We start from the raw sequence: 20,788 nt of genomic DNA on the forward strand, positions 1-20,788 counted from the left end.
CAAAAGTTGTTGGTAGGGGTGTGACCTTACCACAGCGGTGTGGGGTCACAAGAGCGCTGCCGCGCAATGCCCTCACAAAAATCCGGAACTGTGCAGGCGCTCAGGCGCCGTCCTTGTTGGCGAAGGGGTTTTTCGAGGTTTTCATCTCGATGCGCAGGGGGGTTCCGACCAGGTCGAACTCCTTGCGAAAGCGCCCTTCGAGGAAGCGCTTGTAGGCCTCGGTGACATGCTCGAGCGAGTTGCCGTGGACCACGATCACCGGCGGGTTCATGCCGCCCTGGTGGGCGTAGCGCAGCTTGGGCCGGAACATGCCGGCGCGCTTGGGCGCCTGGAACTGCACCGCCTCGAGCAGCAGGCGCGTGAGCACCGGCGTCGACATCTTGCACATGGCTGCCTTGTGCGCCTGCGCGATCGAGGCCCACAGCGGCGCCAGGCCCTGGCGCTTCTTGGCCGAGATGCAGTGCAGCGTGGCGAACTTCAGGAAGGCCAGGCGGCTCTCGATCGAGCGCTGCACCAGTTGGCGCTGGTACTCGTCGACCGCATCCCATTTGTTGACCGCCAGCACCACGGCGCGGCCGCTTTCCAGGACGAAGCCTGCGATGTGGGCGTCCTGGTCGGTCACCCCCTGCGTCGCGTCGAGCAGCAGCAGCACCACGTTGGCCGACTCGATGGCCTGCAGGGTCTTGACCACGGAGAACTTCTCGATCGCCTCGAACACCCGGCCCTTGCGGCGCAGGCCGGCCGTATCGATCAGCTCGAAGCGCTGGCCGCCGCGCTCGAAGGGCACGGAAATCGCGTCGCGCGTGGTACCCGGCATGTCGAAGGCGACCAGGCGCTCCTCGCCCAGCCAGGTGTTGATCAGGGTGGACTTGCCGACGTTGGGCCGTCCGGCCACGGCCAGCTTGATCACGCCGCTGTCGACCGCCTCCTCGCCATCCACCTCGGGCAGGTCCAGCGGCTCCAGCGCCAGCTCGACCAGGCTGCGCACGCCCTGGCCGTGGGCGGCCGAGACCGGGATCACCTGGCCCAGGCCCAGCTCGAAGAACTCGGCCAGCTGCGCGCCCTCGCGCATGCCTTCGGCCTTGTTGGCCACCAGCAGGCAGGGCTTGCCCAGCCGGCGCAGGTAGTTGGCGATGTCGTGGTCCTGCGCCGAGAGGCCGGCGCGGGCGTCGACGACGAAGATCACGACATCGGCTTCGGCCACCGCCTGCTGGGTCTGCTTGGCCATCTCCTTGTAGATGCCGCTTTCGGCATCGGGCTCGAAGCCGCCGGTGTCGATGACGATGAATTCGTGCTTGCCCAGGCGGCCCTGGCCGTAGTGCCGATCGCGTGTGAGGCCGGCGAAATCGGCAACGATGGCGTCACGGCTCTTGGTGAGCCGGTTGAACAGCGTGGATTTGCCCACATTGGGCCGGCCGACGATGGCCAGGACGGGTTTCACTTCTTTTTGTCCGTTCACTCCGGCCGGAAGCCGAAAATTCCGCCCGCGCGGGTCACCACGACCAGCGTGCCACCGGCCAGCGCGGGCGCGGCCGCTACGCCCGAGCCGTCGGTGGCCAGGCGGTTGAGCGGCGAGCCGTCCTCGCGCGACAGCAGGTGCACCAGGCCCTGGCTGTCGCCCACGACCACCGAGCGCCCCAGCGCCAGCGGCGCCGTCAGGCTGCGGAACTGCAGTTGGTCCGAGGTCCAGGCGCGCTCGCCGTCGGCGCGGCGCCAGGCCACCAGCTTGCCGTCCGACTCGCTGCCGAACACGAAGCGCTCGTCGCCATGCAGGCCCTGGGCGCCGTTGGCGGGCTTGGACCAGAGCAGGTTGCCGCGCACCGCGTCGACGCAGCCGACGGCGGCCTGGAAGGCGCGCGCGCAGACCACCTCGCCCTGCCGGCTCACGCGGCCGACCAGGTCGACCAGGCGCTCGACGTCGTTGGTGCCGCGCGGCGCGGCCAGCGCCGCTTCCCAGCGCACGCTGCCGCGCAGCGGGTCGAGCCCGACCAGGCGCCCGGACAACCCGGCCACCAGGGTGTCGCCCACCGGCAGCAGCACGCCGGCCTGTTGCAGCACCAGGGCCTCGCCCGGCCGCTGCTGGGTCCAGAGCTTGCGGCCCGTGCGCGCGTCGAAGCCAGTCACCGAGCGGTCGGCCGCCAGCACGAACACGCGGCCGCCGGCCACCAGGGGCGCGGTGTAGGACTGGGCCGGCAGCTTCTGGCGCCACAGCGTGCGGCCGCCTTCGAGCACCAGCACTTCGTTGCTGCGCGTCACGACGGCGGCCAGCCGCCCGTCGCTGCCCACACCGGCCGCCAGGGGCTCGGCCAGCGCCGCGCGCCAGAGCTCGCGGCCCGAGACGGCGTCCAGCCCCAGCACGGTGCCATCGGAGCCGGCCACGACCAACTGCTGGCCCTGCACGCTGACCTCGAGCGGGAAGGCAACGGCCGGCAGGCGCGCCTGCCAGGCCAGGCGCACGCCCTGCAGGGCGGAGATCGGCGCCAGCTCGGCGGGCTTGGGGGCCTGGCGGGTGCTGGAGCAGCCCACGAGCGCCAAGGCCAGACCCAGGCAGAGCCCGAGCCGGCGCGGGGAAAGCAGGTCGAGGCGGATCTTCACTTGGCCTCCTGCGCAGCGGCCGACGCCTTGGCCTCGGGGTCCACGCCCAGGGACGTGAGCTTCACGGCGACCAGCTGCCGGTAATCGGCCTGGGCGTCGAGCAGCTTGTAGGCCTTGCCATATTCGGCCGCGGCCTCGGCCTTCTTGCCCTGCAGCAGCAGCACGTCGGCCCGCCGGTCGGCCACCAGGGCCGCGAAATCCTTGGGGAACTCGCCGGAGAGCTGCTTGATCGCCTCGTCGTAGGACTTCTCGTCGACCAGCAGCGACACCAGGCGCAACCTGGCCACGGCGCGCAGGCCCTCGTCGGCCGAGGCTTCGGCCACCCAGGCCAGGGCGGCTTTGGCGGGCGCAGGCTGGGCCTTGTCGTGGAAGGTCCGGGCGGCCATCAGGCCGGCCTGCTGCGCATAGGTGGTGCCGCCGAAGCGTTCCTTCATGTCGGACAGCGAGCGCTCCAGGCGCGCCAGGTCGGGCGCCTGGGCCGCGCGCTCGACCTCGTCGTACAGGGCCGCGGCCTGTACCGCCTGGCGCCGCTGCCAGTACTGGTAGCCGTTCCAGGCCGCGATGGCGCCGAACACGACGATCAGCACCCAGGTGATGAGGTTGCCGTAGCTTTTCCAGAAATGCTTGAGCTGGTCAAGCTGCTCTTGTTCTTCGAGGTCGAGGTGTGTTGCCATGTCGCGCTGGAGTCAAGCTTTCGATTGTAGGCTGTGCGCCCATTCGGACACCCCGGCCAGCGGGCGTGTCTGCTGCGCGCCGCTGCCGTCGCGCAGCGCCTTGACCGTGACGCACTGGCTGGCCAGCTCGTCGGCGCCGAACACCAGGGCATGGCGCGCGCCGCTGGCGTCGGCCTTCTTGAACTGCGACTTCATGCTGCCCATGCCTTCGCCGGAGCCGGCGTGCATCTGCACGCTGACGCCGGCCGCGCGCAGCTGCTGCAGCAACTGCATGGCGAGGGGCAGAGCGCTGGCGTCGGGGATCACCGCGTAGGCGTCGGGCACCGGCTCGGCCACGGCCTCGCCCTGCTCCTTGACCAGCTCGAGCACGCGCTCGACACCGAGCGCCCAGCCCACGGCCGGGGCCGGCTTGCCGCCGACCTGCTCGATCAGGTAGTCGTAGCGGCCGCCGCCGCAGATCGTGCCCTGGGCCCCCAGGCTCTCGGTGACGAACTCGAACACCGTGAGGTTGTAGTAGTCCATGCCGCGCACCAGGCGCGGGTTGATGCGGTAGGCCACGCCGTTGGCCTCGAGGATGGCCTTGACCGCGTTGAAATGCGCCAGCGAGGCCTCGCCCAGGAAGTCCAGCAGCCGGGGCGCGGACTCGACGATCTCCTTCATGGCCGGGTTCTTGGTGTCCAGGATACGCAGCGGGTTGCTGTGCAGGCGGCGGCGCGCGTCCTCGTCGAGCTGGTCGGCATGGCGCTCGAAATGCGTGATCAGGGCCGCACGGTGCGCCTGGCGCTCGGGCGGCTGGCCCAGGCTGTTGAGCTCCAGGCGCACGTCGGAGAGGCCCAGCTCGCGCCACAACGCGTCGGCCAGCAGGATCAGCTCGGCGTCGACCTCGGCGCCGGCAAAACCCAGCACCTCGGCGCCGATCTGGTGGAACTGCCGGTAGCGCCCGCGCTGCGGCCGCTCGTGGCGGAACATGGGGCCCATGTAGTAGAGGCGCTTGCCGCCTTCGTAGAGCAGGTTGTGCTCGGCCACGGCGCGCACCACGCCGGCCGTGCACTCCGGACGCAGCGTGAGCTGCTCGCCATTGAGCCGGTCCTCGAAGGAGTACATCTCCTTCTCGACGATGTCGGTGACCTCGCCCAGGCCGCGCACGAACAGCGCGGTCGGCTCGACGATGGGGGTGCGGATGTTGCGGTAGGCGTAGCGCGCCATCAGATCGCGCACCTTGGCCTCCAGCCATTCCCAGCGCGCCGAGTCGGGCGGCAGCACGTCGTTCATGCCCTTGACGCCGGTCAGGCGGGCGGGCTTGGCCGCCGCCAGGTTCTTTGCTTCTGCCATGGATCTGTCAGTGCGCCCGGCCCGGGCCGAAGCGCTGTTCGATGTAGTTTTCGACGATGGCCTGGAATTCCCGCGCGATGCCTTCGCCGCGCAGGGTCAGGCGCTTCTCGCCGTCGATGAAGACCGGCGCCGCGGGCGCTTCGCCGGTGCCGGGCAGGCTGATGCCGATGTCGGCATGCTTGCTCTCGCCCGGGCCGTTGACGATGCAGCCCATCACGGCGACCTTGAGCGCTTCCACGCCCGGGTAGCGGCTGCGCCAGACCGGCATCTGCAGGCGCAGGAAGTCGTCGATCTGCTTGGCCAGCTCCTGGAAGGTGGTGCTGGTCGTGCGGCCGCAGCCCGGGCAGGCCGTGACGCTGGGCACGAACACGCGCAGGCCCAGCGCCTGCAGGATCTCGGAAGCGATCACCACCTCCTGGCTGCGCGCCTCGCCGGGCTGGGGCGTGAGCGAGACGCGTATCGTGTCGCCTATGCCCTCCTGCAGCAGGATGGACAGGGCGGCGGCCGAGGCCACCGTGCCCTTGGTGGCCATGCCGGCCTCGGTCAGGCCCAGGTGCAGGGCGTAGTCGCAGCGCCGCGCCAGCTCGCGGTAGACCGAGATCAGGTCCTGCACCCCGCTGACCTTGCAGGACAGGATGATCTGGTCGCCGTCCATGCCCATGGACTCGGCCAGCCGGGCGGAGTCGATGGCCGAGCTGATCAGCGCCTCGTACATCACCTGCTTCGCATCCCAGGGGACGGCGCGGCGGCTGTTCTCGTCCATCAGCTGGGCCAGCAGTTCCTGGTCCAGGCTGCCCCAGTTCACGCCGATGCGCACCGGCTTGTTCCAGCGCATCGCGGCCTCGATCATCTGGCCGAACTGCTTGTCGCGCTTGTCGCCCTTGCCGACGTTGCCGGGGTTGATGCGGTACTTGGACAGGGCCTCGGCACAGGCCGGATGCTCGGTCAGCAGGCGGTGGCCGTTGTAGTGGAAGTCGCCCACCAGCGGCACGTCCACCCCCATGCGGTCGAGCTGCTCGCGAACATGCGGCACGGCGGCCGCGGCCTCGGGCGTGTTCACGGTCAGGCGCACCAGCTCGGAGCCGGCCAGCGCGAGTTCCTTGACCTGGATGGCCGTGCCTATCACGTCCACGGTGTCGGTGTTGGTCATGGACTGCACGCGCACCGGCGCGTCGCCGCCCACGGTCACCAGGTTCTGGCCCCAGGCCACACGGGCCTGGCGCGAACGGCGCGCGCGCGGTGCCGCCACTTCGATGGGATGGGAGCCAGACACTATTTCACCTCGAAACGGGCCACGTTGTCGCGCGTGATCGGCGCCAAGTCCATGGGCTGGCCGCGCAGCTGCACGCGCGTCGCGTCGGCGCGCCCCACCACCACCGACAGCGGCAGCTGGCCGCTGGCGCCTGCGCTCTCGCCGGCCTTGAGCAGCCGGCTCAGCACCACGGTGCCGCGCGCGTCGGTGACCTTGATCCAGGAGTCGGCCGAGGCGCCGAATTGCAGCAGGCCAGCAGGTGCCGCCGCGGCAGAGGCCGGCGCCTGAGGCGTGGCCACCACGGGCGTGGTGACGACCGGCGACGGCGCTACCACGGCGGGCGCCATTGGGGTGGTCATGGCCGAAGTCGAGGCCGGCGCTGCGGCCGGCAAGGCCGTCGGCGCAGGGATCGGCGCCGCCGCAGAGGCGGCGGTGGCGGCCGGCGGGAGCAGCAGCTCGGTGACCATTCCGCCCCCCGCAGCCGGCGCAGCGCCCTGGGGCGCGGCCTGGGCCTGCTCGGACGGCGCCGCCGTCGACGCGGGCGGCGCCTCGTCCTTGGGCACGGGCATCAGCACCAGCACCAGCGCCCCCAGCAGCAGCGCCAGCACGCCCAGCACCAACGGGCGCGAGAGGTAGGCGCCGACGTCGGGCGAGGCGCGGTGCTGCGGCGCCTTGAAAGGCTCGTTCAGTTGGCCGCGCGGCGACAGCCGCGGCGCGGTCTGCGGCAGGCGCGCGAGCACCGGGGCCGCGTCGATCTTGAGGTTGCGGCAGACAGTGGCGGCCAGGGCGCGCGCAAACACGGCGTCGGGCAACAGGTCCCAGCGATCGGCCTCGAGCGCCTCGACCTGCTTGACCGTCACCTTGAGCGCGGCGGCCAGCGCGTCCACCTGCAGTCCGGCAGCCTCGCGCGCCTGCCGCACCAGTGCGCCGGCGGTAGGCCCCGCCAAGACGCCGTCCGCGCTTGCGCTCCCCTCGGACCCTTCACTCATCAAATGCTCCCCGTTCGAATGCTGAAAACTCTTGTGTCTGCGGGAACCGCCGCTTGAGCTGCTCGGCCAGCTGGCGCATGGCCTCGCGATTGTTCAGCTTGCGTTCCACGCGTATGCCCAGCCACAGCGACTCGGCGTTCGCGAGCTCGCTGTTGTTGATGCGGCGGATGTAGAACTGGGCGCGCGGGAACTCGCTGCGCCGGTACAGCAGCGCCGCCAGGTTGTAGCCGGTGATGGGGTTGCCCGCGTCGAGCTCGTAGGCGCGCTCCAGGCTGCGCTCGGCCTCGGCGGGCTGGCCGGCTCGCGCCTGGCACAGGCCCTGGGTCATCCAGGTCTTGGCGCGCTCGCCGTACTGCGGGTTGGCCAACGCCTTGCCGAAGGCCTGCAAGGACTCCGGGTAGCGGCCCTGCTGGCACAGCAGCCAGCCGTAGTTGTGCTGGGTGTTCGCGTCGCGCGGATTCAGCGCCACGGCGCGGCGGAAACTCTCCTCGGCCAAGCGTGGGTCGTTCAAGCGCATGTAGATCAGGCCGCGCAGGTTGTGCGCGTCGGAGAAGCCGGGGTCCAGCGTCAGCACCTGCTTGAGCTCGTCCAGGGCCACCGCGGTCTTGCCCTCCTCGAAGTAGCCCACGGCCAGCTCCATGCGCAGGCGGGCGCGCCGCCGGGCCTCGGGTTCGTCCGAGGCGGTGAGCATGTCGGCGCCGGCATCGGCCGCGCCGCGGCCCGGGCCGCCGGCACAAGCCGCCAGGCCGGCCAGCAGGGCCAGCGCCAGCACCAGCACCCAGCGGGGGCTTCCTTGTTCAAACTGCATCCTGCCTCCTGATGGTTGTTCTGTCGTCAGCCTGCCTCAGGCCTGCCCCGGGCCGGTCGGGACGACAGGCATGGGCCGCAGCACCACCGTGCGCTGCTGGGCGATGCGCTCGTCGACGCGCGTGCGGTCCCTCACGTCGCCGGCCAGCTGGCCGCAGGCCGCGTCGATGTCGTCGCCGCGCGTCTTGCGCACGGTCGTGACGATGCCGGCCTCGCTGAGCAGGCTGGCGAAAGCCGTCACCTGGGCCGCGGGCGAGCGCGTCAGGCCCGAGGCCGGGAAAGGGTTGAAGGGAATCAGGTTGAACTTGCAGCGCAGCCCCTGGCCGCCATGGCGGCGCACCAGCTCGATCAGCTGACGGGCATGCTCGGGCTGGTCGTTGACGCCGTCGAGCATGCAGTATTCGAAGGTGATGAAGTCGCGCGGCGCGTGCGCGAGGTAGCGCTGGCAGGCGTCGAGCAGCTCGGCGATAGCGTACTTGCGGTTCAGCGGCACCAGGTTGTCGCGCAGCGCGTCGTTGGGGGCGTGCAGCGACACCGCCAGCGCCACCGGGCAGTCCTGGGCCAGGCGGTCGATCATGGGCACCACGCCCGAGGTCGAGACGGTGACGCGGCGGCGCGACAGGCCGTAGCCATGGTCGTCCAGCATCACGCGCAGGGCCGGCACCAGAGCGCCGTAGTTCTGCAGCGGCTCGCCCATTCCCATCATCACCACGTTGGAGATCACGCGCTCGCTGGTGTGGAGGTGGCGGCGCAGGAAATGCTCGGCGAACCAGAGCTGGGCGATGATCTCGCCGGTGCCGAGGTTGCGGCTGAAGCCCTGGTGGCCGGTCGAGCAGAAGCGGCAGCCGACCGCGCAGCCGGCCTGCGAGGAGATGCACAGGGTGCCGCGGTCGTCCTCGGGGATGAACACGGTCTCGACCGCGTTGCCGTCGCCCACGTCGAACAGCCACTTGATCGTGCCGTCGGCGGACTCGTGCTGGGAGAGGACCGGCAGGCCCTGGACGCAGGCGCTGGTCTTGAGCTTGTCGCGCAACGACTTCGCCAGATCACTCATCTGGTCGAAATCCGAGGCGCCTTTCTGGTGAATCCAGCGAAACAGCTGGGTGGCGCGGAAACGCTTTTCCCCCAGCCTTTCGCAAAAGGCGGCCAGGCCCTCCAGGTCGAAGTCGAGCAGCTTGGCCGTCATGGCATGGTCGGCGCTGTCGCTCAGCGCGAGTAGACGTTCATGCCGGGAAAGAAGAAAGACACTTCCACGGCAGCGGTTTCAGGCGCGTCGGAGCCGTGCACGGCGTTGGCGTCGATGCTGTCGGCAAAGTCGGCGCGGATGGTGCCGGCGGCGGCCTTCTTGGGGTCGGTGGCGCCCATCAGCTCGCGGTTCTTCAGGATGGCGTTCTCGCCTTCCAGGGCCTGGATCATCACCGGGCCGGAGATCATGAAGTCGACCAGGTCCTTGAAGAAGGGGCGCTCCTTGTGCACGGCGTAGAAGGCCTCGGCCTCGCCGCGGGACAGGTGGGCCATCTTGGCGGCGACGATCTTGAGGCCGGCGGCCTCGAAGCGGGCGTAGATCTGGCCGATCACGTTCTTGGCCACGGCGTCGGGCTTGATGATGGAGAGGGTGCGTTCGATAGCCATTTGGGTCTTTCCAGGGGTTTTAATTAGCGTTTTTTCGCCTCTAGGGCAAAGCATTTGATTTTAACCTGCGCGCAGGAACTCCTTGCGTCGGCAGGGGCACGTGGGCGCCCCAAGGGCACCCCGGGCATGAGCCGCGACTCAGCGGCCGCGGCCGCCGGAGCGGCGCGGGCCGCCCCCGCCGCCAGCGCCACGCCGAGGGCCCTGCCCCTGGCGCTGGCGCGAGAAGCTGTCGGCGCCTATGTAGCCCAGCGAGGTCTTCATGGGGTCGGGCTGGGACGCCTCGTCGCGGCGCTCGCCGCGCTCCTGGCGCCGCTGGCCGCCGCCCGCATGCGGCGCCTGCCCGCCCCCGCCGCCCTTGCGGGGTGCCGCACCCGGCCCGCGGCCACCGCCACCGCCACCGCCACGGCGGTCGCGCGGTGCGCGCGCCTCGCCTTCGGCAGGCCCCGCGGACCGCTCGCTGCCGCCCGCCGCGCGCACCAGGGCACGGATGTCCTGCTCGTCGAGCTCCATCCAGGCGCCGCGCTTGAGGCCGCGCGGCAGCACCATGGCGCCGTAGCGGATGCGGATCAGCCGGCTGACCGCGTGGCCCACGGCCTCCAGCATGCGGCGCACCTCGCGGTTGCGCCCCTCGGAGATGGTCACGCGGTACCAGCAGTTGGACCCCTCGCCGCCGCCGTCCTCGATGGAGCCGAACTGGGCCTTGCCGTCCTCGAGCTGCACCCCGTCGAGCAGGCGCTGCTTCTCCTCGTTGCTCAGCGCGCCGAGCACGCGCACCGCGTACTCGCGCTCCAGCCCGAAGCGCGGGTGCATGAGTTTGTTGGCCATCTCGCCCGAGTTGGTGAACAGCAGCAGGCCCTCGGTGTTGAGGTCCAGCCGGCCGACCGACTGCCACTTGCCCTGGTAGAGCTTGGGCAGCTTGCGGAACACGGTCGGGCGGTTCTGCGGGTCGTCGTGGGTCACGACCTCACCGACCGGCTTGTGGTAGGCGATCACGCGCGCCGGCGGCGGCGCGATGCGCAGCTTGATCGGCTTGCCATTGACCTTGACCTGGTCGCCGAACTGGATGCGCTGGCCGATGTGGGCGGGCTCGTTGTTGACCGAGATCCGACCCTCCATGATCAGCTGCTCCATCTCCAGCCGCGAGCCCAGGCCCGCCTGGGCCAGCACCTTGTGCAGCTTGGGCGTCTCGGCCTGGGGCGCCAGCACGCGCTTGGGCGCCTGCACCTCGGCATCCGATTCGTCCGCGTCGTACTGGCCGGAGACCACGTCGGCGAAGGCGATCGCCTGCGGCGCCTCGGCACGCGCGGGCCGCGGCCCACGAGCCGGCGCAGCCACCGGTTCGGTGGCGACCTCGGCCTGCGGCTGGGCTTCTGGGTCCTCGGCGAGGGGTGCGGCCGGGATGGCGGGCGTGGCTTGGTTCATGGCGTGATCCCCTGAGGGGGCGTTGAGTCATCGGGCTCGGGCATGGCCGCCAGAGCCTCGGGGGGTTCGGCCACGGCCTCCGGGCCGGCGGCGTCCTCGGTCGGCAAGGCCGATGCCTGCTCTTCGCGCAGCGCCTCCTCCAGCGACAGCACGGGCGGCATGGCGTCGCCCTCGGGCTGCAGCGCCTCCAGGGCGATGGCCTGCTGGGCCGGCGTGTCCAGCAGCGGCAGCTGCTCCAGCGAGGACAGGCCCAGGTCGTCGAGGAACTGGCGCGTCGTCGCGTAGAGCGCGGGACGACCCGCGGCCTCGCGGTGGCCGATCACCTCGACCCAGCCGCGGTCCTCGAGCTGCTTGAGGATCATGGAGTTGATGGTCACGCCGCGGATGTCCTCCATGTCGCCACGCGTCACGGGCTGACGGTAGGCGATGATGGCCAGGGTCTCCAGCGCGGCGCGCGTGTACTTGGGCGGCTTCTCGGGATGCAGGCGGTCCAGGTAGGGCCGCATCTCCGGCCGGCTCTGGAAGCGCCAGCCGCTGGCCACCTGGATCAATTCGACGCCGCGCAGCGACCATTCCTGCTGCAGCTCCAGCAGCAGTTGCTTGACGGTGTCCGCGCCAAGCTCGTCGTTGAACAGCACGCGCAGCTCGCGGACCGGCAGGGGCTGCTGCGCGCAAATCAAGGCGGTTTCGAGGACACGCTTGGCATCCGTCGTATTCATGTGTCGAGGTTCCGGGAAATGGCGCCAGCGGCGCTCCGTCAGGGCCGATTCAATCGGGGCACCGCGCAGGCTGGGCGAGGCTCGGCGCCGCAAACCCGCAGGTCATGCCGCAAAGGGCGCCCCGGGGCATCAGGATTCATTGTAACTGAGGCCCCAGTCCACAAGCGCCTGGCGCAGGTCCTCGGGCAGCGGCGCGCGAAACTCCAATGCCTGCCCCGTGACCGGGTGCTCGAAAGCCAGCCGGAAGGCATGCAGGGCCTGGCGCTGCAGGCCGGCCGCGGGCTTGCCGCCATAGAGCTCGTCGGCCACCAGGGGATGGCCCAGGCTGGCCATGTGCACGCGGATCTGGTGGGTGCGGCCGGTCTGCAGCGTGCAGCGCACCCAGCAGCCCTGCTCGCAGTTCTGCAGCAGCTCGATGCCGGTGGCGGCAGGCTTGCCGGGGTGCTGGGCGAGGTCCACCACCGCCATGCGCAGGCGGTTGCGCGGGTCGCGGCCGATCGCGCCCTGCACCAGGCGTTCGGGCGCGCCGGCCCAGGGCCGGTGCCCCAGCGCCAGGTACTGGCGGCTGACCTCGCGCGCCGCGATACGCTGCACCAGCGCGTCCATGGCCTGGCGCGTGCGCGCCACCACCATCAGGCCGCTGGTGTCCTTGTCCAGGCGGTGCACGATACCGGCGCGCGGCAGCTGGCCGGCCTGCACATCGCGCGCCAGCAGGCCGTTCAGCAGGGTGCCGCTCCAGTTGCCCGGGGCCGGATGCACCACCAGGCCGGCCGGCTTGTTGATCACGCGCAGGTGCGCATCCTCGAACACCACGTCGAGCGCCATGGGCTCGGGCCGGAAGGCCTGGGTCTGCGGCGTCGGCCGCAACTCGACCTGCAGCCCATCGCCGGCCTTGAGCCGCTGCGAGGACTTGAGCGCCGGCGCGCCCTGCACCCGCACGGCGCCGAGCTCGACCAGCTGCTGCAGGTAGCTGCGCGAGAACTCGGGCACCAGGGCCGCGAGCACGCGGTCCAGCCGCTCGCCATGCAGTGCGGCAGGCACTTCGAGGGAGCGCAGCTCGGCCTCGGGGCCGAGTTCGCCCAGGTCGTCCGAGCCCCCCGCCGGGACGGTCTGCGCGGGGTCGGTCGATATAATCAATTCGGTCTGTTTCAACAAGGTTGCCAGTGATGTTTCGTGCCAAATTATCGGTGGTCCCGCGCTGGGTCCTGCTCTGCGCGGCGGGGCTGCTGGCAGCCTGCTCCTCGACCCCGGTAGACCCCACGGCCGGCTGGAGCCCGAATCGTCTCTACACCGAGGCGCGCGACGAAGCGGCGGCGGGCGCCTACGACAAGGCCGTGCCCCTGTTCGAGAAGCTCGAAGGCCGCGCCGCCGGCACCCCGCTGGCGCAGCAGGCCCAGTTGGAGAAGGCCTACGCCCATTACAAGCTCGGCGAGAAGGCCCAGGCCATCGCGACGCTGGACCGCTTCGTCAAGGTGCACCCGTCCAGCCCGGCGGTGGACTACGCGCTCTACCTCAAGGGCATCGTCAACTTCAACGACAACCTTGGCATGTTCGGCTTCCTGACCCGCCAGGACCTGTCCGAGCGCGACCAGAAGGCCGCCAAGGAGTCGTTCGAGGCCTTCCGCGATCTGGTCGCGCGCTTCCCGGAGTCCAAGTACGCGCCCGACGCGCGCCAGCGCATGACCTACATCGTGAACGCGCTGGCCGAGTACGAAGTCCACGTGGCGCGCTACTACTACCACCGCGGCGCCTACGTCGCGGCCGTGAACCGCGCGCAGATGGCGGTGGCCGACTACCGTAACGTGCCAGCCCTCGAGGAAGCCTTGTTCATCATGGTGCGCAGCTACGACGCCCTGGGCCTGGAACAGCTGCGCGACGACACGCGTCGCGTGCTGGAAAAGAACTACCCGAACAGCGAATACCTCACGCGCGGCTTCAAGCCGGATTCAAGCCCGTGGTGGAAGCTGTGGTGAGCGCCTCCAGCGCCGCCTGAAACTCTTCGTCGCTGGCGAGCCTCCGCATGGGCGGCAGCGCCGCCAGCAGGCGCCGGCCGTAGCCCATGGTGGCCAGGCGCGTGTCGCAGACCACCAGGATGCCGCGGTCGGACTCGCTGCGGATCAGCCGACCGGCCCCCTGCTTGAGCGCCACCGCCGCCTCGGGCAAGGCATGGTCGGCGAAGGCACTGCGCCCGGCCAGCGCCAGTTGCCGCGCCCGCGCCTGCACCAGCGGATCGCCCGGCGGCGGAAACGGCAGCTTGTCGATGACCACCAGCTGCAACGCATCGCCGGGCACGTCCAGTCCCTCCCAGAACGAGGCCGAGGCCACCAGGATGCAGCCCACGCCCTGTGTGCCTTCCCCGCCCTCGCGGAAGCGCTCCATCAGCTGACGCTTCGGGGCCTGGCCCTGCACCAACACGGCGACCGCCTGCGAGTGGGCGAAATGCGCGGCCAGCGCTTCACCGATCGCACGCAGCGCACGCAGCGTGGTCGTCAGCACCAGGGTGCGTCCGCCCAGCCGGGCCGCGGCCCGGGCCGCCAGCGCCGCGACCTGGGCGCTGTGCGCGGGGTCGGCCGGCGCGACCAGGCGCGGCACGTAGAGCGCCGACTGCCGGGCGTAGTCGAACGGACTGTCCACCCTCAGGCGCTGTGCCTGCAGCAGGCCGCAGGGCTCGGTGAACCAGCGCAGGCCCTCGTCGTCGCCCAGCGTGGCCGAGGTGAACACCCAGGCGCGCCCTCGCCCGCCCTCGTCCTCCCCCGCGCCTTCGTCGGCCTGCAGCAGCCGAGTTCGCACCGTCTCGGCGATGTCCAGCGGCGACTCCACCAGGCGCAGCTGGCCGCCGGCCTCCAGCCAGCGCACCGCGCCTTCCGCGCAGGGCCGGGCAAAGCTCGCGCAGCGCTCGGCCAGGCGGCTGGCGCGCTCGTGCAGGCGCACGAAGTCGGGTGCCATCTCGCTGACCATCTCCAGGGCCGCCATGGCCCGGGCGCAGGCCAGCTCCACGGCCAGCAGGGCCTGCTGCCAGCCGGGCCCGGGCACGCCCTCGGGCGCCTCTTCCAGCCAGCGCAGCCTGGCGCCCGGCGCCTGCCGGCCCACGCACAGGCGCAGCTCGCGCGCCGCCTGCTCTAGCGCCTCGGCCAGCGCCTGCCAGTCCGCCAGGCCGCGCGCGAGTTGCAGGCCGGCCGCGAGCAGGTCGCGCGCCAGATCGAGCAATTGCGCGGTGCCCAGCTGCTGGCCGAGGAACTGCACCCCGGTCTCGTTGAGCTGGTGGGCTTCGTCGAAGATCGCGACGCGCACCGTGGGCAGCAGCTCGGCCATGCCCGACTCGCGCACCGCGAGATCGGCAAAGAACAGATGGTGGTTGACCACCACCACATCGGTGGCCAGCGCCTCGCGCCGCGCCAGATTCACGTGGCAGGCGCGGAATCTGGGGCATTGGGCGCCCAGGCAGTTGTCGCGGGTCGAGGTCACGAGCGGGATCACCGGCGAGCGTTCGTCCAGATGGGCCAGCTCGGCCAGGTCGCCGCTGCGCGTGTGCTGCGCCCAGGACGCCACCAGTGCCAGCTCGCGCAGCAGGCCGCGCTGGCCCTGGCTGGCGTCCTGCTGCGCCTGCTCGAGGCGGTGCAGGCACAGGTAGCTGGCGCGGCCCTTGAGCAAGGCCGTGCGCACCGGCAGGCCCAGGGCCTGAGCCAGGCGCGGCAGGTCGCGCCCGTAGAGCTGGTCCTGCAGCGTCTTGGTGGCGGTCGACAGCAGCACGCGCTCGCCGCTCAGCAGCGCCGGCACCAGGTAGGCAAAAGTCTTGCCGACCCCGGTGCCGGCCTCCACGACCAGCGTGCCGCCCTGCTCGACCACGCGCCCTACGGCCAGGGCCATCTCGGTCTGGCCGGCCCGGGGGCGAAACTGCTGGACAGCCCGCGCGAGCAGGCCCTGCTCGGCGAACGCGTCGCGAACCGCCTGCTCCAGCCCCATCAGGCGGGCTCTTTGGGATCGAGCGCCAGTTCCAGGCGCGCCACCTGGTCGCGCAGGACCAGACGGCGTTTCTTGAGCCGCCGCAGCATGAGCTCGTCGACGGGCGAGGTATCGGCCAGCCGGTCGATCGCGGCGTCGAGCTCGGCATGCGCCATGCGCAACTCGATCAACTGTCGTCCGGGAGAGTGGAGATTGGCGTCCAACACGGAGCTCAGGTGAGGGCAAAGGGTCGGTGGCGGGCCACCGGCTTGTCGCCTTGCGGCTTCGTTCAATAATACGCGCTGGCACACAATTCCTCGATGACCGTCTCCGGCATCGATCCCAGCAACATGGTCACAGCCTTCCGACTCATCGCATCGACCGGCCTCCACAAGGGCGACCGCGAATACCAGCAGGACCAGGTCGGCCTGTTCAGCCACCCCCGGGCCAACGGTTGCGTGCTGGGCGTCGTGGCCGACGGCATGGGCGGGCGCAGCGGCGGCCGCAAGGCCTCGGACCAGGTCATGCTCACGGCCCGCCAGCTGTTCGAGCGCTACGCGCCGGAGACCGACGATGCGGCCGCGCTGCTGCGCCAGATCGCCGAGGAAGCGCATTTCGTGATCAAGCTGACCGCGGTGTCGGCCGAGCAGGAGCCGCACAGCACCATTGCGATGTTCCTGGTCAACCCCACGGGCGACTGCCACTGGCTGCACTGCGGCGACTCGCGCATCTACCATTTCAGCGGCAACCGCCTGGTCAAGCGCACGCTGGATCATTCCTACGTGCAGTCCCTGGTCGACGAAGGAGAGATCAGCGAGGATGAGGCGCACGACCACCCGGAGTCCAACGTGCTGACCGCCTGTCTGGGCACCGAGGAGGAGCCCGAGTTCGCGACCCACCAGATCGCCGAGCTGCAGCCCGGCGACTGCGTGCTGGCCTGCAGCGACGGCGTGTGGCATTACTTCTCGCCCGACGAGCTGGGTTCGGTGCTGGACTCGCTGTCGCCGCGCGAGGCCTGCGAGTTCCTGATCGACAAGGCCCGCACGCGCGCCCGCGGCGGCGGCGACAACCTGTCACTGGCGATCGTCAAGATCGAGGCCCTGGAGCCCGAGGGTTTGCTGCCCACCTCCGCGCGCGCCCGGCTGAGCCGGCGCTAGCCGGTTCAGGGCTTGGCTGCCGAAGCCGGGGCGGCGGCCGCCTCGGCCTGGCGCGCCTGCAGGCGCTTGACGCGCTCGGCCTCCCTGCGCCTGCGCTCCTCGGCGTTGAGGGCGATTTCCTCGCGTCGCAACACCGCCAGCGCATCGCGCTGCTGGCGGCGCGCCTCGCGCAGGCAGTCGTTGACCGCGAAGCGCTGGTAGCAGCCACGCTCCTGCTCGGCCAAAACTTCGGCAATGCGGGTGCGATCGGCGGCGATGCGCTCGCGCGTCTGGCGCACGGCCTCGGCCCCGCGCGGTTCGGTCTGGGCCTGCGCCAGGCAGGTGGCGCCGAGCAGCAGCAGGCAAACGAAGGCTTGTCTCATGTCAGATGGGTGTCCACGGTTCGGTGTTCCAGCGCCAGGAACTCGGCCGACTGCATCTCGGTGAGGCGCGAGACCGTGCGCGGGAATTCGTGCGCCAGCGGCCCCTCGGTATAGAGCGCCTCGGGCGGGACCTCGGCCGACATGATCAATTTGACACGACGGTCGTAGAGTACGTCAATCAGCCAGGTGAAGCGCCGCGCCTCGGACGCCATGCGCACCGGCATGTGGGGCACGTTGCTCAGCAGCACCGTGTGGAACTGCGAGGCGATCTCCAGGTAGTCGTTCTGCGAGCGCGGCCCGCCGCACAGGGTCTTGAAGTCGAACCAGACCACGCCGCCGGCGCGGCGCCGCGCGCGGATCTCGCGTGCCTCGATGTGCAGCACCGGCTCCTCGTCGTGGCTGGCGGCCAGACGCTCGAAGGCCTGGGCCATCTCGGCCTCGGCCTGCTCGCCCAGCGGCTGGTGATAGAGCCTGAGCTGCTCGAGCGTGCGGCCGCGGTAGTCGGTGCCGTTGTCGACGTTGACCACGTCCATGCGCTGGTTCAGCAGCGCGATGGCCGGCAGGATGCGGTCGCGGTGCAGGCCGTCGGGGTAGAGCTGGTCGGGCCGGAAATTCGAGGTCGTCACGAAGCCCACGCCGTTCTCGAACAGCGCCACCAGCAGGCGGTGCAGGATCATCGCGTCGGTGATGTCGGCGACGTGGAACTCGTCGAAGCAGATCAGGCGGTAGCGCCGCGCGATGCGGCGTCCGAGCTCGTCGAGCGGGTTCACCGTGCCCTGCAGGCCCGCCAGCTCGCGGTGCACCTCGCGCATGAACTCGTGAAAATGCAGGCGCGTCTTGCGGCGCAGCGGCACCGCCTGGAAGAAGCAGTCCATCAGGAAGCTCTTGCCGCGCCCCACCCCGCCGTACATGTAGACCCCGCGCGGGATCTCGGGCCGGTTGATCAGCTTCTTGAGCGGATTGGAGCGCCGGGCCTTGAACTCGGCCCATTCGCGCGCGCAGCGGTCGAGCAGCTCGACCGCGCGCAGCTGCGCAGGGTCGCTGCTGTAGCCGCGCGCCTTCAGTTCGGCCTCGTAGGCCTGTCGTACGGTAATGCCTGACATGCTCGTGGCGCGCAGACGCGCCGGAATGCGCGGCGGCCGGCGCGGGCGCCGGCACAACCGCGTCGGGTCAGAAGTTCAGCGTGCGCTTGTCGACCGCGAGCGCCGCTTCCTTGGTGGCCTCGCTGAGCGAGGGATGAGCGTGGCAGATGCGGGCGATGTCTTCCGCGCTGGCACGGAACTCCATGGCCACCACGGCCTCGGAGATCAGCTCGCTGGCCATGGGGCCGACGATGTGCACGCCGAGGATCTCGTCCGTGGCAGCGTCGGCCAGGAACTTGACCATGCCGGTGGTGTCGCCCAGGGCACGGGCGCGGCCGTTGGCCAGGAAGGGGAAAGTCCCCGCCTTGTAGGCGCGGCCGGCGCTCTTGAGCTGCTGCTCGGTCTGGCCGACCCAGGCGATCTCGGGGCTGGTGTAGATCACCCAGGGGACGGTGTTGAAGTTCACATGCCCGTGCTGGCCGGCGATGCGCTCGGCCACGGCCACGCCCTCCTCCTCGGCCTTGTGCGCGAGCATGGGGCCGCGCACCACGTCGCCCACGGCCCAGACGCCGGGCAGGCTGGTGCGGCACTCGTCGTCGACCACGATGGCGCCGCGCTCGTCGAGCTTGAGGCCCACGCCCTCGGCGTTCAGGCCGGTGGTGTTGGGCACTCGGCCGATCGAGACGATCAGCTTGTCGACTGCCAGCGTCTGGGCCTCGCCCTTGGCGTTGGTCCAGGCGACGCTCACGCCGGCCTTGCCGGTCTTGATCTCGCCGACCTTGGCGCCGAGCTCGATCTTCAGGCCCTGCTTGTCGAAGGCCTTCTTGGCCTCCTTGGCGATCTGCTCGTCGACCGCGCCGAGGAAGGTCGGCAGGCCCTCGAGGACCGTGACCTCGGCGCCCAGGCGGCGCCAGACCGAGCCCATTTCCAGGCCGATCACGCCCGAGCCGATCAGGCCCAGTTTCTTGGGCACGGCGCCGATGCGCAGCGCGCCGTCGTTGGACAGGATGTTCTCCTCGTCGAACGGCACGCCCGGCAGGGCCCGCGCGTTGGAGCCGGTGGCGACGATGACCTGCTTGGCCGTCAGGATTTCCTCGGCCGCGCCGGAGACCTTGATCTCGTAGCCGCCGTCCACGGCCTTCACGAAGGAGCCGCGGCCGTGGAAGAAGCTGACCTTGTTCTTCTTGAACAGGTAGAGGATGCCGTCGTTGTTCTGCTTCACGACGGCGTCCTTGCGGCCGACCATCTTGGCCACGTCCATCTTCACGTCCCGGGCGCTGATGCCGTGGTCGGCGAAGTGGTGGTTGGCGTGCTCGAAATGCTCGGACGACTGCAGCAGCGCCTTGGACGGGATGCAGCCCACGTTGGTGCAGGTGCCGCCCGGGGCCGGGCCGCCCTTGTCGTTCTTCCACTCGTCGATGCAGGCCACGCCGAAGCCCAGCTGGGCCGCGCGGATGGCGGCGATGTAGCCGCCGGGGCCGCCGCCGATGACGATGACGTCAAACTGTTTGGACATCTGGTGCTCCTCAGATGTCGAACAGCAGGCGGGCCGGGTCTTCCAGCGCTTCCTTCATCGCGACCAGGCCCAGCACGGCCTCGCGGCCGTCGATGATGCGGTGGTCGTAGGACATGGCGAGGTAGTTGATCGGGCGCACCACCACCTGGCCGTTCTCGACCACGGCGCGGTCCTTGGTCGCGTGCACGCCCAGGATGGCCGACTGCGGCGGGTTGATGATGGGGGTGGACAGCATGGAGCCGAACACGCCGCCGTTGGAGATCGAGAAGGTGCCGCCGGTCATCTCCTCGATGCTCAGCTTGCCGTCGCGCGCCTTGGCGCCGAACTCGGCGATCTTCTTCTCGATGTCGGCGAAGCTCATCTGGTCGGCGTTGCGCAGGATGGGCACGACCAGGCCGCGCGGCGAGCCCACGGCGATGCCGATGTCGAAGTAGCCGTGGTAGACGATGTCGTTGCCGTCGACCGAGGCGTTGAGCACCGGGTACTTCTTGAGGGCGTGCACCGCGGCCTTCACGAAGAAGCTCATGAAGCCGATCTTGACGCCATGCTCCTTCTCGAACTTGTCCTGGAAGCGCTTGCGCATTTCCATGACCGGGGCCATGTTGACCTCGTTGAAGGTGGTCAGGATGGCGTTGGTCGCCTGCGACTGCAGCAGGCGTTCGGCCACGCGGGCGCGCAGGCGGGTCATCGCCACGCGCTGCTCGGGGCGGTCGCCCAGCTTGACGGCCGGGGCCGCGACCTGCGGCAGCGCCGTGGTCGGCACGCCGGTCGGGATGGCCACCGGGGCAGCGGCGGGCTTGGCGGCGGCCTTGGCGATCACCTCGAGCACGTCGCCCTTGGTCACGCGGCCGTCCTTGCCGGTACCCGGCACGGCGCCGGCGGCCAGCTGGTTGTCGGCCATCAGCTTGGCGGCGGCGGGCATGGCCACGCTGGCCATGCTGCCACCGACGGCGGCGGCTGCCGCCAAGGGAGCGGCGGCAGGGGCCGCGGCGGCGGGCGCAGCGGCTGCCGCCACGGCGGCGCCGGCCTTGCCTTCGGTGTCGATCTTGGCGATCAGCTGCTCGGCCACCACCGTGCCGCCATCACCGACCACGAGCTCGGCCAGCACGCCGGCGGCCGGCGCCGGCACTTCCAGCACCACCTTGTCGGTCTCGATCTCGATCAGGATCTCGTCGGCGGCGACGGCCTCGCCGGCTTTCTTCTTCCACTGCAGCATGGTGGCTTCGGCCACGGACTCGGACAGCTGCGGAACTTTGACTTCTACGATAGCCATTTCAATTCTTTCCGTATCGATTGACGCGTTGTTC

The 20,788-nt window shown here is 70.4% G+C and carries 20 protein-coding genes; 2 read left to right on the top strand and 18 right to left on the bottom strand.

Translation table 11 applies throughout. The features are described from left to right. Window positions 1-100 precede the first annotated feature (100 nt). The 12 genes from der to FFS10_RS09525 form a co-directional block, all read right to left on the bottom strand. Entirely contained in the window at window positions 101-1,441 is a 1,341-nt protein-coding gene (der, locus tag FFS10_RS09470) for a ribosome biogenesis GTPase Der (protein ID WP_137893916.1), read from the bottom strand. Between the two features lie 14 nt (window positions 1,442-1,455). After that, complete coding sequence (gene bamB / locus FFS10_RS09475; RefSeq protein ID WP_502702753.1) at window positions 1,456-2,589, bottom strand: outer membrane protein assembly factor BamB; 1,134 nt, start codon at window positions 2,587-2,589, stop codon at window positions 1,456-1,458. A 2-nt stretch (window positions 2,590-2,591) separates the two neighbouring features. After that, a complete protein-coding gene (locus FFS10_RS09480; RefSeq protein WP_137893920.1) occupies window positions 2,592-3,269 on the bottom strand; it encodes a YfgM family protein in 678 nt (225 codons plus the stop codon). Between the two features lie 12 nt (window positions 3,270-3,281). Next, the gene (gene hisS / locus FFS10_RS09485) at window positions 3,282-4,601 is read right to left on the bottom strand and encodes a histidine--tRNA ligase (RefSeq protein WP_137893922.1); all 1,320 of its coding nucleotides are present in this window, start codon (window positions 4,599-4,601) and stop codon (window positions 3,282-3,284) included. Window positions 4,602-4,608: 7 nt separating this feature from the next. Continuing rightward, window positions 4,609-5,874 (bottom strand): flavodoxin-dependent (E)-4-hydroxy-3-methylbut-2-enyl-diphosphate synthase, encoded by a 1,266-nt coding sequence (gene ispG, locus FFS10_RS09490; RefSeq protein WP_502702740.1) that lies wholly within the window; start codon window positions 5,872-5,874, stop codon window positions 4,609-4,611. Continuing rightward, complete coding sequence (locus tag FFS10_RS09495; protein ID WP_137893926.1) at window positions 5,874-6,842, bottom strand: helix-turn-helix domain-containing protein; 969 nt, start codon at window positions 6,840-6,842, stop codon at window positions 5,874-5,876. Before FFS10_RS09495 ends, ispG begins: the two co-directional genes overlap by 1 nt. After that, the gene (pilW, locus tag FFS10_RS09500; protein ID WP_137893928.1) at window positions 6,835-7,650 is read right to left on the bottom strand and encodes a type IV pilus biogenesis/stability protein PilW; all 816 of its coding nucleotides are present in this window, start codon (window positions 7,648-7,650) and stop codon (window positions 6,835-6,837) included. The genes FFS10_RS09495 and pilW overlap by 8 nt, the downstream gene beginning before the upstream one ends. 36 nt (window positions 7,651-7,686) lie before the next feature. After that, a complete protein-coding gene (gene rlmN / locus FFS10_RS09505) occupies window positions 7,687-8,835 on the bottom strand; it encodes a dual-specificity RNA methyltransferase RlmN (protein WP_137893931.1) in 1,149 nt (382 codons plus the stop codon). A gap of 20 nt (window positions 8,836-8,855) precedes the next feature. Next, window positions 8,856-9,281 (bottom strand): nucleoside-diphosphate kinase, encoded by a 426-nt coding sequence (gene ndk / locus FFS10_RS09510; RefSeq protein ID WP_137893933.1) that lies wholly within the window; start codon window positions 9,279-9,281, stop codon window positions 8,856-8,858. Window positions 9,282-9,419: 138 nt separating this feature from the next. After that, complete coding sequence (locus FFS10_RS09515; RefSeq protein WP_137893935.1) at window positions 9,420-10,703, bottom strand: pseudouridine synthase; 1,284 nt, start codon at window positions 10,701-10,703, stop codon at window positions 9,420-9,422. Then, the gene (gene scpB, locus FFS10_RS09520) at window positions 10,700-11,422 is read right to left on the bottom strand and encodes an SMC-Scp complex subunit ScpB (RefSeq protein WP_137893937.1); all 723 of its coding nucleotides are present in this window, start codon (window positions 11,420-11,422) and stop codon (window positions 10,700-10,702) included. Before scpB ends, FFS10_RS09515 begins: the two co-directional genes overlap by 4 nt. Before the next feature lie 129 nt (window positions 11,423-11,551). Beyond that, window positions 11,552-12,574 carry an RluA family pseudouridine synthase gene (locus FFS10_RS09525; protein WP_502702743.1) on the bottom strand — a complete coding sequence of 341 codons (1,023 nt, stop codon included), beginning with the start codon at window positions 12,572-12,574 and terminating at the stop codon, window positions 11,552-11,554. Between the two features lie 14 nt (window positions 12,575-12,588). Between FFS10_RS09525 and FFS10_RS09530 the strand changes: the two genes are divergently transcribed. Then, entirely contained in the window at window positions 12,589-13,395 is an 807-nt protein-coding gene (locus FFS10_RS09530; RefSeq protein ID WP_137893941.1) for an outer membrane protein assembly factor BamD, read from the top strand. On the opposite strand, the gene yoaA is transcribed toward FFS10_RS09530, so the two are convergent. Next, window positions 13,358-15,385 carry a DNA repair helicase YoaA gene (yoaA, locus tag FFS10_RS09535; RefSeq protein ID WP_137893943.1) on the bottom strand — a complete coding sequence of 676 codons (2,028 nt, stop codon included), beginning with the start codon at window positions 15,383-15,385 and terminating at the stop codon, window positions 13,358-13,360. The two genes, FFS10_RS09530 and yoaA, sit on opposite strands and share 38 nt — an antisense overlap. Further along, the gene (locus FFS10_RS09540; RefSeq protein ID WP_137893945.1) at window positions 15,385-15,588 is read right to left on the bottom strand and encodes an HP1242/YdcH family protein; all 204 of its coding nucleotides are present in this window, start codon (window positions 15,586-15,588) and stop codon (window positions 15,385-15,387) included. Before FFS10_RS09540 ends, yoaA begins: the two co-directional genes overlap by 1 nt. A 126-nt stretch (window positions 15,589-15,714) precedes the next feature. Between FFS10_RS09540 and FFS10_RS09545 the strand changes: the two genes are divergently transcribed. Beyond that, a complete protein-coding gene (locus FFS10_RS09545; protein ID WP_137894007.1) occupies window positions 15,715-16,521 on the top strand; it encodes a PP2C family protein-serine/threonine phosphatase in 807 nt (268 codons plus the stop codon). 5 nt (window positions 16,522-16,526) lie between these two features. Here FFS10_RS09545 and FFS10_RS09550 read toward each other — a convergent pair whose 3' ends face one another. The 4 genes from FFS10_RS09550 to odhB all read right to left on the bottom strand — a co-directional run bounded on the left by FFS10_RS09550 (window position 16,527) and on the right by odhB (window position 20,754). Then, on the bottom strand, window positions 16,527-16,883 hold the full coding sequence (locus tag FFS10_RS09550; RefSeq protein ID WP_137893947.1) for a hypothetical protein: 357 nt from the start codon (window positions 16,881-16,883) through the stop codon (window positions 16,527-16,529). Then, a complete protein-coding gene (gene zapE, locus FFS10_RS09555) occupies window positions 16,880-17,977 on the bottom strand; it encodes a cell division protein ZapE (RefSeq protein WP_137894009.1) in 1,098 nt (365 codons plus the stop codon). The genes FFS10_RS09550 and zapE overlap by 4 nt, the downstream gene beginning before the upstream one ends. A 76-nt stretch (window positions 17,978-18,053) precedes the next feature. Then, entirely contained in the window at window positions 18,054-19,481 is a 1,428-nt protein-coding gene (gene lpdA / locus FFS10_RS09560) for a dihydrolipoyl dehydrogenase (RefSeq protein WP_137893949.1), read from the bottom strand. Window positions 19,482-19,491: 10 nt separating this feature from the next. Further along, a complete protein-coding gene (gene odhB, locus FFS10_RS09565; RefSeq protein WP_137893951.1) occupies window positions 19,492-20,754 on the bottom strand; it encodes a 2-oxoglutarate dehydrogenase complex dihydrolipoyllysine-residue succinyltransferase in 1,263 nt (420 codons plus the stop codon). Between the last annotated feature and the right edge of the window lie 34 nt (window positions 20,755-20,788).

Origin of the sequence: Ramlibacter sp. 2FC, assembly GCF_005503345.1 — a bacterium.
GTDB lineage: Bacteria > Pseudomonadota > Gammaproteobacteria > Burkholderiales > Burkholderiaceae_C > SCMQ01.

Bases quoted from the DNA above. Each gene is read 5' to 3' on its own strand.
- scpB (WP_137893937.1), bottom strand. From the start codon at position 11,422: ATGAATACGACGGATGCCAAGCGTGTCCTCGAAACCGCCTTGATTTGC.
- yoaA (WP_137893943.1), bottom strand. From the start codon at position 15,385: ATGGGGCTGGAGCAGGCGGTTCGCGACGCGTTCGCCGAGCAGGGCCTG.
- rlmN (WP_137893931.1), bottom strand. From the start codon at position 8,835: ATGACGGCCAAGCTGCTCGACTTCGACCTGGAGGGCCTGGCCGCCTTT.
- FFS10_RS09515 (WP_137893935.1), bottom strand. From the start codon at position 10,703: ATGAACCAAGCCACGCCCGCCATCCCGGCCGCACCCCTCGCCGAGGAC.
- FFS10_RS09530 (WP_137893941.1), top strand. From the start codon at position 12,589: ATGTTTCGTGCCAAATTATCGGTGGTCCCGCGCTGGGTCCTGCTCTGC.
- pilW (WP_137893928.1), bottom strand. From the start codon at position 7,650: ATGCAGTTTGAACAAGGAAGCCCCCGCTGGGTGCTGGTGCTGGCGCTG.
- ndk (WP_137893933.1), bottom strand. From the start codon at position 9,281: ATGGCTATCGAACGCACCCTCTCCATCATCAAGCCCGACGCCGTGGCC.
- FFS10_RS09545 (WP_137894007.1), top strand. From the start codon at position 15,715: ATGGTCACAGCCTTCCGACTCATCGCATCGACCGGCCTCCACAAGGGC.
- hisS (WP_137893922.1), bottom strand. From the start codon at position 4,601: ATGGCAGAAGCAAAGAACCTGGCGGCGGCCAAGCCCGCCCGCCTGACC.
- FFS10_RS09495 (WP_137893926.1), bottom strand. From the start codon at position 6,842: ATGAGTGAAGGGTCCGAGGGGAGCGCAAGCGCGGACGGCGTCTTGGCG.
- FFS10_RS09480 (WP_137893920.1), bottom strand. From the start codon at position 3,269: ATGGCAACACACCTCGACCTCGAAGAACAAGAGCAGCTTGACCAGCTC.
- odhB (WP_137893951.1), bottom strand. From the start codon at position 20,754: ATGGCTATCGTAGAAGTCAAAGTTCCGCAGCTGTCCGAGTCCGTGGCC.
- FFS10_RS09550 (WP_137893947.1), bottom strand. From the start codon at position 16,883: ATGAGACAAGCCTTCGTTTGCCTGCTGCTGCTCGGCGCCACCTGCCTG.
- lpdA (WP_137893949.1), bottom strand. From the start codon at position 19,481: ATGTCCAAACAGTTTGACGTCATCGTCATCGGCGGCGGCCCCGGCGGC.